The organism is Rufibacter glacialis (genome assembly GCF_008271745.1).
Lineage (GTDB): Bacteria > Bacteroidota > Bacteroidia > Cytophagales > Hymenobacteraceae > Nibribacter > Nibribacter glacialis.
The window spans coordinates 297,835-311,505 of record NZ_VKKZ01000025.1; the positions used below are offsets into that span (position 1 = coordinate 297,835).

Annotated in this window: 9 protein-coding genes; 7 read left to right on the forward strand and 2 right to left on the reverse strand. The window is 55.1% G+C overall.

The features are described 5' to 3' along the window. Window positions 1-81: 81 nt before the first annotated feature. Window positions 82-345, reverse strand: a complete 264-nt coding sequence (locus FOE74_RS20265; RefSeq protein WP_149100461.1) for a hypothetical protein — start codon at window positions 343-345, stop codon at window positions 82-84. A 160-nt stretch (window positions 346-505) separates the two neighbouring features. After that, entirely contained in the window at window positions 506-1,138 is a 633-nt protein-coding gene (locus FOE74_RS20270) for a hypothetical protein (protein ID WP_149100462.1), read from the reverse strand. Between the two features lie 1,026 nt (window positions 1,139-2,164). Between FOE74_RS20270 and FOE74_RS20275 the strand changes: the two genes are divergently transcribed. The 7 genes from FOE74_RS20275 to FOE74_RS20305 all read left to right on the forward strand — a co-directional run bounded on the left by FOE74_RS20275 (window position 2,165) and on the right by FOE74_RS20305 (window position 13,471). Beyond that, window positions 2,165-7,342, forward strand: coding sequence for a gliding motility-associated C-terminal domain-containing protein (locus FOE74_RS20275; protein WP_149100463.1), 5,178 nt, complete (start codon window positions 2,165-2,167; stop codon window positions 7,340-7,342). A gap of 6 nt (window positions 7,343-7,348) precedes the next feature. Continuing rightward, window positions 7,349-8,368, forward strand: a complete 1,020-nt coding sequence (locus tag FOE74_RS20280; protein WP_149100464.1) for a PorP/SprF family type IX secretion system membrane protein — start codon at window positions 7,349-7,351, stop codon at window positions 8,366-8,368. A gap of 465 nt (window positions 8,369-8,833) precedes the next feature. Beyond that, window positions 8,834-9,232 (forward strand): S46 family peptidase, encoded by a 399-nt coding sequence (locus FOE74_RS20285; protein WP_149100465.1) that lies wholly within the window; start codon window positions 8,834-8,836, stop codon window positions 9,230-9,232. Window positions 9,233-9,600: 368 nt separating this feature from the next. After that, on the forward strand, window positions 9,601-10,899 hold the full coding sequence (locus tag FOE74_RS20290) for an NAD(P)/FAD-dependent oxidoreductase (protein WP_149100466.1): 1,299 nt from the start codon (window positions 9,601-9,603) through the stop codon (window positions 10,897-10,899). 29 nt (window positions 10,900-10,928) lie between these two features. Further along, a complete protein-coding gene (locus tag FOE74_RS20295; RefSeq protein WP_149100467.1) occupies window positions 10,929-11,165 on the forward strand; it encodes a hypothetical protein in 237 nt (78 codons plus the stop codon). 282 nt (window positions 11,166-11,447) lie between these two features. After that, the gene (locus FOE74_RS20300; protein WP_225840908.1) at window positions 11,448-12,788 is read left to right on the forward strand and encodes a 4Fe-4S binding protein; all 1,341 of its coding nucleotides are present in this window, start codon (window positions 11,448-11,450) and stop codon (window positions 12,786-12,788) included. Window positions 12,789-12,907: 119 nt separating this feature from the next. Then, on the forward strand, window positions 12,908-13,471 hold the full coding sequence (locus tag FOE74_RS20305) for an HD domain-containing protein (RefSeq protein ID WP_149100468.1): 564 nt from the start codon (window positions 12,908-12,910) through the stop codon (window positions 13,469-13,471). Window positions 13,472-13,671 lie beyond the last annotated feature (200 nt).

Here is a 13,671-nt window from a genome sequence, read left to right on the forward strand (position 1 = left end):
GGAGGCGTTGCGGTTTTGGGGTGTTTCTGCAAAAACACCCCAAAACCGCAACGCCTCCCGTCTCAGGCCTTCTTCAGACCTCTATTTGGTGCGGAGGTTGTTCGCGTTGCTGCCGTCCAGGCGGGTAGTGTCTTCCTCGTCTTCGGCGGCTACGTTGCCTTCGGCCAGGCGGCCTTCGGGCTCACTGTCTAGGTGGTCGGCCTCTATGGCCTCCAGCGGACTTCCGCCCAGATCGGGCTTTCCTTCAGGATAGTCTTTCTTCGCCCCCTTCATAGGCGTGGGGTTCTCGTCTGGCAGGCGTCTGCTTTCATCAGCGTTGGTGATGTTGTCGTTCTCAATGGGCATAACGTTGATCTCTAATTATGGAAGGGGACCCTTGTAGTCCCTTTTACCTATGTACGTATATTAGAGAAATTGTATGTTACTAAATAGTAAAGAAGCCCGTTTGGGGGCTGTTCCAAAAAACGGCCCCCAAACGGGCTTCGGGCATTTTAAACGGCGGGGCCTAGTTCTCGCTGAAAGGCTCCATTTTAATTTTCTCAATCATGAGGTATTTCTTGAACTCATGCAGCATGCGGGCCATCTCTTTGTCCTGCTCCTCCATCTGAAGTTTCTCGGTGTCTGCCGAGGTGATGGCGGCTCTTAGCTGTTCCAGGCTCACGGCCATGTGGTCACGCGCTTCCTGGGCTCGGGCCCGGAGTTCCTCCTCCGTTTCCAGGGAGGCAATATTGGTGTCCAGCTCCTGCAGGCAAAGCTCCAGGAAGGGGATCATGTCCCAGGGGTTGTTGGGCCGGTTCCAGGTGAACTCAATGTTGCAGCGGCGGCATTTGTACCGGTTAGATTTCCAGCCCAGCTCATTGGTGGCCACGGTGGTTTTCTTGAGCTGGTCTACCTTGCCGCAGGACGGGCACTGGGCATGGTCTTCTATGATCCCTTTCAGGGTGTTGTGCTTCTCCAGCACCTGCTGCCTGAAATCAGCGTGGCTGTAGATTTTCTCGGTGAGGCGCTCACAGGCAGCATTCAACTCCTGGTGCTCCTGCGTCAGGGTGCCTTCGGCGGCCAAACGCTCTCCCCGCTTCTTGAAAAAGGAGATGAGTTTGATGACCTCGCGCTCATTTTCCGTGATATTCTGCTTCATGTAGTCTCTGCTGGATTTTAATTATTCCAAAGATACGAAAAAGAGGCCGTACCCTGGCAGCCGGCTCCAGGGCAAGCTGAGCATTCGGGCCAAGGGCCTTCCGGGGCCATTCTCCTTTTATGCATTTCAGACGCTAGAGAGACCCATTTGTTCTGGATCTGCCTGGGGAGGAAAACAAAAAACCTCTTCTCCCAAAAGGAAGAAGAGGTTATAAAAAGAAGGGGCAGGCGGCCCAAGATGTCATCAGCATCTGTAGCATATCCCCCAATAAGCACCAGAACTTTTGACGCTTCTGCAAGCAGAAGTGTTCCGCCGCCCCTTTATGTCTTTCTGTTTTATCAGCTACAAACTGTCTTTGTTGCTTTAACTGATTCAAAGGTACCAGCTATTTTTTAACCTGCCCCTAGAATTCGGTGAGTCAGGGGTTTTACCGGTTAAAGCTTTGCTTTCTCCCGACCAACGCTCTTTCCCAGGTTTATCCTATTGATAACTACCTCCTTTTTAGGCACCTAGCGGTAGCACCTTCCAATTATTACGCAATATAAAAGGAATAATATATATAAACTAATATGTATAATCCGGGTCATATTACACCTATAAATATTTATAATCATATTTTAGAGATAATAATAGAATTATCTCTATTGAATTGAACTAAAGATTCTAAAACAATTGTTGCCGCCCTGAAAACCAGCTTTAGAACATCATTTTTCTTGAGGCATTGGTTCCCATCACTGTCTATGGATACTGACAGAATAACAAGTAAATACAAAAAATAAACTGAAGACGATATGGCCAAAAATTACTCCTCCAGTAGCCTAGTGCGCATTTCTTTCTTATTTCAAGGTTTTCAGGACAAAACTTACTGGTACAGAGGCCGCTACACGCCTGGCACCATAGGCCAAACCACGCCCTGGGTAGGGTAACCCAATGCGACCGCACCAGACGCCTGGCAGAGACTGTCAGTGCTTTCTAGTTGCCTTTCCTCAATTCTTCCTGTAACCAATTACCTTCTTTTTTGGCACTATGGCGCCTTTACAAAAGTTTTTCCATTCACTGGGCTTTCTGTTCCTGCTGAGCTTTGTCTCCTATGCGCAGACTTGTCCAGACAAACCGCATGCTGCCCTGACAGATGCCAACGAGGAGAACTTCACCAGATGTTCTTCCGTTGGCGGATCAGTGAGTTACACCCTGGTGGTCAACAATGCCTCCTCCACCGCCTCCACCAACAAAGAGTACACCATTGAGTGGGGAGATGGCACCTCTGATACCTACCCCGCTTCTTTCTCCACCGCTTCGCACACGTACCGCACGCAGGGTAGCTTCAACCTGAAGTACACCATCACCAGCCAGTCTGGTTGCACCAGCAGCCAGACGTATTCTGTATTCAACGGCAGTACCCCCGGTATAGGGATCCAAAGCCCTAACAACACCTCAGAATGCGCCCCGGCGGCTTTTACCTTTGGCATTACCGGTACCGAGGGCAACGCCCCCAACACCACGTATGCCATCTGGTTTGATGACGGCACCGATACCTTGCGGTTCACCCAGGCCAACCTTCCCTCTACCATTACCCACGCCTTCACAACTTCTTCAGAGAAAAAACCAAGGGGTTTTTCTATGTTTGCGGTCGCCTACGGCTGTATCCCTAAGCAGGCCGAGGTAAGCGGGATCATTATTTCCACCAAGCCCGTGCCCGCCTTCAGCGTGGACCCTGAAGGGCTCATTTGCCCGGGCCAGGTAGTGAAGCTGAACGACCAGACCAAGGGAGGCTTCAACGGAAACAACATTGGCGGGAATACCAGTGGCTACCGCCGCTTATGGACCGTTTCTCCCAGCACCGGATGGGAGTTTACCAATTCCACCAATGCGTCTTCTATCAGCCCGTCTATTCGGTTCTCACGTCCAGGTGAATACAAGATCACTTTGGCGGTGACGCCTTCGGGCACCAGCTCTACCTGTTTAGGAGACTCTATCAGCAACACCATTGTGGTGCAGGACCTTCCTGCCCCGGCCACTGCTTTACCGGCTACCATCTGCGCCGGAACTACCGCCACCCTGGAAGCCCAGGGAACTGCGCCCATCTTCAGATGGTATGCTTCGGCCACCGCTACTACGCCTTTGGCCACGGGTAAAAGTTTCACCACCCCGGCCTTGACCGCTACCACCACTTATTATATTGAGACGGCGCTTAATAACAGTTGCCCCAACCCGGTCCGCACGCCGGTCAAGGTGACGGTCAATCCGCTACCAGCCCTTCCCGCGGCTCCTGACGTGATTACCTGCGCTGGCAGCAACGCCACACTCAAGGCTACCACTACAGCGGGCAAAGTGTATTGGTATGCCCAGGCTACGGAAGGAGACACCCTGGCCACCGGCCCTACCTTTACCACCCCCGCTTTAACAGAGACCACCACCTATTACGTGGCTACCCTTTCTCCGGAAGGCTGTTTTTCTGCCACCCGTAAAGCCGTGAGAGTGACAGTGCAGCCAGCTTTGGTGGGTAACACCATCAGTCCGGCCCAAACACTTTGTGCGGGTGAACCCGCCGCTACCCTTTCTGGGGAAACCCTGACCGGCGGAAACGGTGCTTTCACGTATCTCTGGGAAAGCAGCACCGACGGCACCACCTTCACCAAAGCCGCCGGAACCAGTACTGCCGCCACGTACGCCCCCGGCGTGTTAGCCCGTACCACCTGGTTCAGACGCACGGTAACTTCCGGCAGTTGCGCCAGCACTTCAGAGCCCGTACAGATTACCATTGTGCCGGTTGTGACCAACAACACCGTTGCTGCCCCGGCGGCCCTTATCTGCTACGGCACATCTACCACTTTAACCGGCTCTGTTCCGGCTGGTGGAAATGGCGGCGCCCCGGTGTTCCTGTGGGAAAGCAGCACCACCAGCGCTACCGACGGATTCACCCCTGCCGCTGGCATCAACAACCGCCAGGGGCACCAGACCGCGGACTTAACGGCCAATACCTGGTTCCGCCGCAAGGTGGTGATTGACGGCTGTACCCAGACGTCGCCGGCCGTGTTAGTATCCATCATCACCATTTCCTTCCCGCCCACCGTAGCCAATGCCACCATCTGTAGCGGCGGCACCGCAACGCTTACCGCCACGGCTCCTGGCGGACCCTACGCCTGGTATACCAGTCCCGAAGGCGGCTCCCCTATCTTCACCGGCGAGCGCTTTGTCACCCCGGTCCTGTTCGCCAGCACATCTTACTTTGTAGAGAGCAAAGCCCCCGACAATTGCTCTGAGGTACGCACCGAAGTGAAAGTAACGGTTCAGCCGGTCATCACGAACAACACCATTGAAAGCGTCCAGGAAGTCTGCTCCGGCAGCGCCCCTGCCACCTTGGTGGGCACCCGCCCATCCGGAGGCAATGACGTAGCCGTTTTTGCCTGGGAAATCAGCCAGAATGGGGTAGATTTCACTCCAGCCCCGGGCACCAAGACGAACCAGAACTACGTTTCTGCCCCCTTAACCAAGGATACCTGGTTCCGCAGAAGGGTGACCATGGGTGCCTGCGAGGAATACTCCAATGTGGTGAAAGTGGTAGTGACGCCTAGCCTGGTACCTGTGACCATGCCAACCGACATGGTGGTGTGCGACGGATCTACCGCCCCGGTGATTGTGGCCCCGGCCGCTACCGGCGGAAACGGCACGTTTACCTATAAATGGGAAAGAAGCGCCACCAGTTCTCCGGCAGGTTTCTCAGATGCACCTGGAGACAACACGGGCGTGACCTACACCCCTGGCATCCTGGAAAGCACCAGCTGGTTCCGCCGGATCACGTATTCCGGCTCTTGCCAGATCACCAGTTCATTGGTGAAGATCACGGTGCTTCCGCTGCCTGCCCTGCCCATTGCCCGCGATGTGGTCACGTGTGAGGCTTCTACCGCCACCCTTACCGCTACTCCAGCCTCTGCCGGCCAGAAAATCCAATGGTTTGATGCACCGGTGGGGGGCACCCTACTGGCCGAAGGAAACTCCTTCACCACCCCGGTTTTACGTAGCAACACCTCTTATTTTGCCCAAGCCACTACTTCCAACGGCTGTCTTTCTCCCCAAAGGGTGGAAGTGAAAGTGAGCGTCACGAAGATGCCGGCAGCCCCGGAGGCGTTTGCCCCAACCGTGTGTCACTCAGAGAAAGCGGTGCTACAGGTGAAAAACCCGGGTACTGACATTACTTATGAATGGTTCTCGGTGGCTACCGGTGGCACTGTTCTGTTCAGAGGCCCTTCTTACACCACGGTTTCCCTTACCCAAACCACCACCTACTATGTGCAAGCCACGGTGGGCGGTTGCGCCGGTCCCCGGTCAGCGGTATTGGTTACGGTACAGGACCCCATTGGCAACAACGTGCTCTCGGGTGCCCAGGAAATCTGCGCCGGCACCAACACCGCCCCTATCACCGGCTCACAGCCAACGGGAGGAACAGGCGCCTATACCTTCCAGTGGGAGAGCAGCACCGACGGCATCTCGTTCTACCCCGCGCCGGGCGTGAACACAGAAGAAACCTACGCACCGGGCATCATGCACCAGACCACCTGGTTCCGCCGGATTGCCAAGTCGGGTACCTGCGTGCCGAAGCCTAGTGCCCCGGTGAAAGTCACGGTGAGCGAGTCCATCATCAACAACTTCATCCAGGACAACCAGGTTATCTTCATCAACACCAAACCAGCCGCCTTCACCGGCACCACCCCTACCGGTGGTACCAAGACCTACCGCTACCAGTGGGAGAGCAGCCAGGACGGCGTCACCTTCACCGCCATTTCAGGTGCTACGGGCAGAACGTACGCGTCTGGCGCCTTAAGCCAAACCACCTGGTTCCGTAGAGTAGTAGAATCTGGGGGCTGCCAGGTAATCAGTAACGTAGCCAAAGTGACTGTGAACGGCGACATTTCGCAGAACGCCATCTTTGAAGACCAGAACATCTGCACGGGCACCGCTCCGCTGACCTTGTCGGGTACGGACCCGATTGGGGGAGACGGCCACTTCAGTTTCTTCTGGGAAATGAGCACCGTGGGGCCTGAGACAGGTTTCGTGACGGCCGCTGGCACCGCCAACAACAAGAATTACGCCCCGCAGCCGCTGACCCAAACCACCTGGTTCCGGAGAAAAGTAAGCTCTGGCTCTATCACGTCTATTTCTAATCCGGTGAAGGTGACCGTGTTCACCACCGTGACCAGGAATACCATCTCCACGGATCAGACGGTCTGCATTGGTTCTGCCCCAGCCCGGTTAACGGGTACGGAGCCCGCCGGCGGAAACGGCACCTATTCCTACGTGTGGGAAAGCAGCACCAGCGGCCCTACTACTGGCTATGGTACCGCCTTCGGCTCCAGCACCGAAGCGACTTACGCCCCGGGTGCCTTGCAACGGACTACCTGGTTCAGAAGGAAAGTGGTCTCTGGCAGCTGCGCGGAGAGCGTGAGCAACGTGATCCTGGTGACCGTGACGGCACCACAGCCGCCTACCGTGCGGGACGCCTCTATCTGCGCGGGCTTTACCGCCACCCTCACGGCCGTGCCGAACGCCACTGCCAACGTGATTGAATGGTTTGATCAGCCCGAAGGCGGCAGATTGCTGGGCTCCGGCTTGTCTTTCACTACGCCTATATTAAAGGAAACCACCACCTTCTATGTGCGGTCTGTGAACCAGAACTGCGCCAGCGTACGGGTACCGGTGACCGTGCATATTCCGGCCCCTACCGCCAAGGCAGGACCAGACCAGAGCATTGTGCTGGGGAACTTCGCGGAGTTGGAAGCTACCGGAGGCCTCTCTTACAGCTGGTCACCCAGCAGAGGGCTTAACAATGCCCAGATAGCAAATCCGGTGGCGAAACCCACAGAGACCACTATCTACACCGTGACGGTGACTACCCAAGACGGCTGTACTTCCTCAGACCAGGTGACCATCACGGTGCTCAATCCTATTGAGGTACCCAACGGCTTCACCCCCAACGGGGACGGCATCAATGAAACCTGGGAAGTACTTCACCTAAAGAGTTACCCTAATTGCCAGGTAGAGATATTCAACCGCTGGGGCAACCGGGTGTTTGAATCAAAAGGGTACCAAACCCCCTGGGATGGGCGCATGAACGGGCAACCGCTTCCGGCCGCCACTTATTATTACATCATCCGCTTGGGTGAGAAAGAGACACCAATCACCGGAAACGTAACCCTTATCAAGTAAGCCTGTATGAAAAAGCTTGCCACTCTTTTATTTTTCCTGGTGCTCCTGTCACCGGCCATGGCGCAGCAGAAGGCGCAGTACAGCCAGTACCTGTTCAATAACTTTCTGTTGAACCCGGCCCTGTCTGGCATTGAAAGCTACACCGATGTGCGCATGGGGACGCGCCGCCAGTGGGTGGGCGTAGACGGCGCCCCGGTCTCTTACTACATCAGCGGCCACAGTTCTTTTGGTATGAGTGAGGGCAATGGGCCGGTTGGTCCCGGCGCCGGCCGCGGGTTTATCCCGAAGCTTCCGTCCAAGAACCCGCGTTCTACCAAGTACCGCAAGGCCCGCCCGCACCACGGGTTTGGGGCCATGGCACAGGTAGACAAAACGGGTCCGCTGAGCACCACCAATGCGAGCCTCACCTACGCCTACCACCACCCCATCACCCGTCGCATCAACATGTCAGTGGGTTTAGCAGGTGGAATTATACAATCACGCTTAAACGGGCACGAGATCAGGCTGGCCAACAAGGGAGACATGGCCGTTTACCCAGGGGTGATGGCCAGAACCAACTTTGACCTGGGCCTGGGCACCTGGATCTACGCCCAGAATTTCTACGTGGGCGCCTCGGCCTCCCAGCTGCTGACCAACGTGGTAGCGCAGAAAGAAGGTACGTTCGCCCCGGAGCAGAAACTACAGCCGCACTTCTTCCTGACAGGAGGCTACCGCATCAGAGTCCGGTATGACCTTTCCATTGACCCCTCTGTGATGCTCAAACTGGCCAGCCCCAGCCCCTTGGCCGTGGACGTGAATTTCAAGGCCGTATATGCGAACCGGCTTTGGCTGGGAATGTCATACCGGCACGGCGACGCGGTGGCAGCTATGACCGGCATGAACGTGAACCACGTGCTGGACTTCGGGTATTCCTATGACCTGACCACCTCGGGCCTCAACAGCGCCAGCTCTGGCAGCCATGAACTGATTGTAGGTATCAAACTGGCCAACAAGAAGCGGATGCTTTGCCCGGAGTGGCTCTGGTAACCTAGGCTGGTCCAATTCAACAGGAAGCCCCTTTTACGCCTCTTTTTTCAAAAAGAAGGCGTAAAAGGGGCTTCCTGTTTTCACTCTTATTTGGTGGAACAAGTCACCTCCTGAAAACCTTAAGGGGCGCCACTGCAAGTTTGTTTACAGGGCCTCCCGTGCGCTTCCTCTCCCCGACTTTGGTGGTGTTTTGCCTGTACTTCTTCCAAAAGAAACCAGAAACGGAAACAGCACTAAACATAGAATATAGTCTATATCTATTCCCTTTCCCCAACCACTGCAAGAACCTCCCCAAATCACGTTTTCAGCCTGCCGGTTTAAACCAGCTGCAATTTTACTACAAATAGGTTCTTTTCACGAAACCTACTCCTTAGGTTTCCGTTAAACTCCCCAAACAGCATATTAGACAATCCTAAGAAACACCACCCATCCTCCCTTTGCCTCTTACTCAAAAAATCTAAACCCATGAAAAACTTTACTCTTTCTGTTAGCTTATTTTTCGCTTTGGCTTTCACTGCTTCCGCCCAGGTGGCACCTGCCAACCCATCGGTTGAAAAGGCCACTATTTCTATCAGCCGCCTGATGGTGCAGGAAATGGGGTTGAACGAGGTGGAGTACATTCAGGTGCGTAACCTGAATCAGGAACGCCTTTTGAAAGCCGCTGAGGCGACAAGACAATTCCAGAACGACGCCCCAACCCTGGAGGCTTCGCTGGAAGAGATTGACAGAGACTTCGAAAACAAACTCTTCAAGATCCTGAACAACCGCCAGGTAGAGGCCTACGCTGAATTCAAGACTAAGCCAGAGGCTAATTTCTTGTCCTTGGTGCAACAGGTTTCTCCGCGTAACAAGAAAAAAGACTAAGGTATATTTCCCCTATATACAGAAAGAGGGCTTCCGCAAAGAAGCCCTCTTTCTGTATATAGGGGCCTCTGACCAGGAATACCCTTTACTTTACTAGCTTATATTCAGTCTGTTACCTACCAGGTTGGCTTTTGGTCAGCTCTACTGACAGGTGCTGCCTGATTTTACCCTACTTTTTCAAAAACACGTTAGAAAAAGAAAGTACCACCACCTTTCTCCGGGAAAGGAGGCACCTTGCTTCCAGGTGGTAAGGCACTCCTGCGGCTGCCCACCCTTTTTGGGCTTATTTTTTAAAAACAGGCCTTAAACCGGCCCCTGAAACCAACCCGGCCCCTGTGGGTGCTGGTTAAAACTGTTACCTTTGTGGTATGTCGCACACAGTGATTATTGGCAACGGCATTACCGGCATCACGGCGGCGATCACGCTGCGGCGGCAATCCCCGCAGGAGCACATCACCATCATCTCCTCTGAGACTCCTTACCCTATTGCCCGCACCGCCCTCATGTACGTGTACATGGGCCAGTTGCTGCCGCAGCACCTGGATCTGTATGAGAACTGGTTCTGGCATGAAAACAAGTTGAACCTGCTGCAGGCCGAGGTAGTGGGCATCACCCCCGAAGACAAACACCTTTCCCTGGACAACGGCACCACCCTGCTTTATGACCAGCTCTTGCTGGCCACCGGCTCTACTTACCACCGCTTTTACCTACCCGGCCTGGAGGCGAAAGGGGTGCAAGGCCTGTACAGTTGGCAAGACCTGGGCCTGATGGAAGAGAACACCAAAGGCATTCAAGAGGCGGTTGTTGCCGGTGGCGGCCTTATTGGTGTGGAGATGGCCGAAATGCTGCGCACCCGCGGCATAAACGTCACCATGCTGGTGCGCGACGCCCATTACTGGGGGAACAACCTGCCGCCCGAGGAAGCCTCTATTATTGCCCGTCACTTACAGGAACAAGGGGTAACCCTGCTCCTGGAAACCGAAATGACCGAGGTTCTGGCAGATGACCAGGGCCACGTGCGCGCCGTTCTCACCTCCAGGGGCGAGGAGGTGCCCTGCCAGTTTGTAGGCATGGCCATTGGAGTTAGGCCCCGGGTAGCCTTGGCCCAGGAAGCAGGCCTGGAAACCAAGCTGGGCATTCTGGTGAACGACTACCTGGAAACCGACCTTCCTTACATCTATGCCGCCGGCGACTGTGCCCAGTTCCGAGACCCATCTCCCGGCCAACCTGCCGTGGAACAGCTCTGGTACACCGGCCGCATGCAGGGCGAAACCGTAGGCATGACCCTGAGCGGCAAGCGAACGAAGTATGCCCGGGGCATCTGGTTTAACTCAGCCAAATTCTTTGAGGTGGAGTACCAAAGTTACGGGCAGGTACCCGCCCGGCATCCGGCCGGCATTGCGTCTCTGTTCTGGCAACACCCATCTAAACATCAGAGCATCCGTCTTTACTTCCGGCGCCATGACCAAGCAGTCACGGGTTTCAACCTGCTCAATACCCGTTTTCGGCAGGCCGTCTGCGAAAAATGGATCAAGGAAGAGGCTACCCTCCAGGAGGTCCTGCCTCAGTTAGGGCAGGCTGCCTTTGACGCCGAGTTTCACCGGTTGCCGCTAAAAGAGCTTTTATCCGTATACAATCAATATCTTCAACACCACGCTCTTTCTTGACCCAGGGAGCCGGGCCAAAAACACCGCTTATGGAATGGTATAAAATCTATAACCCCAAGGCAATGAACTCCTTCCAGTTCGTGGCCATTACTGGAATTGTCATGTCTGCGCTGGCGCACCTGTTGTTGCACCTGTGGGGCAAGGAAGTAGACTCTTTCAATTACTTGTATGTTTGCTGGGGTGTTTTGTTTGTCTTTGGCTCTATCCAGAACCTGCGCCACAACCCTGAGGAAGATGATCACCACCACCACCACCATCATCATTAAGCGAGAAAAAGCCTCAACCACTGGAAGGTAACACCTAAAACATGCGGCTCATGGGAAGAAGAAAGGAATTGCCCGCCCCGTCAGTGTCTGGCCCTGTTTCTAGCCTGAATCTGTTCTATCAAAGACGCTCTGCCTACCGGATATTTTCAGCAGCGCGCACATGAACCGCAGACGTCTGCCCCATGGTGGGTGAGAATACCAGCCCTGGGGCAGATGGCATTCCTGCTCTTCTGTTGTCCTAAACTTTTTTACGCCATTGGTCACCCTTAACGTCACCAGTTTGTGAAAGATTATTCCTTTGCCTTAGGCCACTCTGAAGACCCTACCCTTCCGCTTACGGAGCGCCTGGCTTTGCTGCTGGTAGTGGTGGGTCTTTTGGTGGGGCTACTTCCTCTGGCCATGCCCACGGCAGGTCTGTCCGCTTTAGGTTCGGGCCTGGCCTTACTTACCGGCGGCAGCCTGTGGTACTACTACCTGCGCTTCGGCCAGCGGCCGCACCTGGTCAATACGGGGGTATGGCTCCAGAAACAGACCTCCCGCGGGTGGACGGCCTGGCTGGTGGCGCTCCTGCTCACGGGCTTCTACGTGCTTCTGTACTGGTTTCCCTGGGTCTTGGAGGGGCTGATCAGGCCATTTGACGGCCTGAGCCACCTCATGCGGAACCGCCCCGCCGACCATTGGTTTCTGTACGGGGCCTTCTATACGTTTGCGGTGCTGCTGATGGGCGTACGCGCGCTGCTCAAATACCGCCACAGCCGTTACCAGGTGCTGCGCACGCTCTCGGTGATGTTCTTCCAGTTGGTGTTCGCCTTCATTCTGCCCCATCTCATGGTGCTGTTCCAGGGACCAGAGTTCTACTTCAGCTATTTCTGGCCTTTGAAGTACGAGTACCTGTTTCCTGGCACCCTGGCAGACCTTTTGAAGCAACCTTTGGGGATAGGCGTTTTCCTAGTGTTCTGGAGCGTCACCTTCTCACTTATTGCCACGCCCATTCTCACGTATTTCTACGGCAAGCGCTGGTATTGCAGCTGGGTCTGCGGCTGCGGCGGCCTGGCGGAAACCGCCGGCGATCCCTACCGCCACCTCGCCGACCGTTCCCGCAAAGCCTGGCGGCTGGAAGTCAACCTCATCTACCCCATCTTCGGGGCCATTATCTTGCTGACCCTTTTGTTGTGGATTAACAGCTACCTGAAAGGCGATCTGCTGGGCCAGTTTTCTGGGGTGTACGCGCAGTGGTACGGCTTTTTGATTGGGTCTATTTTTGCCGGGGTCATTGGCGTGGGCTTTTACCCCTTGCTGGGGTCCAGGGTTTGGTGCCGCTTTGGGTGCCCCATGGCGGCTTACCTGGGATTGTTGCAGAAGCACTTCTCGCGCTTCCGGATTACCACCAACGGCGGCCAGTGCATCTCCTGCGGCAACTGCTCTACCTACTGTGAAATGGGCATTGACGTGCGCCACTACGCGCAGCAAGGACAGCCCATCATCAGAGCGGCTTGCGTAGGCTGCGGCATGTGCGCCACCGTTTGTCCACGCGGGGTACTTAAATTGGAAAACGGTCCGCGCGAGGGCCGGTACGAGGCCAGCCAACTCATTCACCCCGACAACCTTCGCCTTTTATCTTAACTCTTGTAGTTACTTACAGGCTGTTTTCCTGAAAAGGACCCGAAAACCGGGGCTGGCCCCTTCTATGGCTTGTGCGTCTGGTGCGTGCCGGCTATCTTACTGGTTTAAAATCCGTTCCCATGACCAGAGAAGAAGCCTCCCAGATCTTACACCAATATACCAAAAGCGAAAGCCTTTTACGCCACGCCCGCACGGTGGAGCTGGTCCTGCGCGCCTACGCCCAGAAAATGAACCAGGACCCTGAGCTCTGGGGCAATACCGGCCTTCTCCATGACGCGGACTACGAGGCCTACCCAGACCGTCACCCCCAGGTGGTCGTTGCCCTGCTGCGCGAACGCGGTGAAGAGGAAATGGCCCACGCCATCTCCGGCCACTACAGCCACTGGGGCGTTCCCCACCACAGCCTCCTCGACAAAGCCTTGCTGGGCTGCGATGAGATCACTGGCTTTGTGGTGGCCTGCGCCCAGGTGCGTCCGCAGCGACTGTCTGGCTTGGAAGCCAAATCGGTTCTGAAGAAACTGAAGCAAGCCAGCTTTGCCGCCTCCGTTGACCGCGGGGAAGTGCGTTTAGGAGCTCAATTACTGGAAGTAGACCTAGCTGCCCACATTGACTTCATCATCCAAACCTTACAGCCCCATGCCGAGGAATTGCAGTTGACACCCGTGTCTTCAGAGGCTTCCTGAGGAGGAAAGATACTTCAACTATAGTGCAGATAAGCGTATGTTTACGTTTATCCAGTAGTGCCTGTATTGGCTCGGCCAATGTTTCCGACATAACAACTTGTGCATAGTTTTTAGGCTGAGAATTTGGGAAGACAGTAGAATTAGTTACAGGAGCTTTTGCAGCGAGACCTTTCCTAACATTGAGTGGATGAACTCTACCA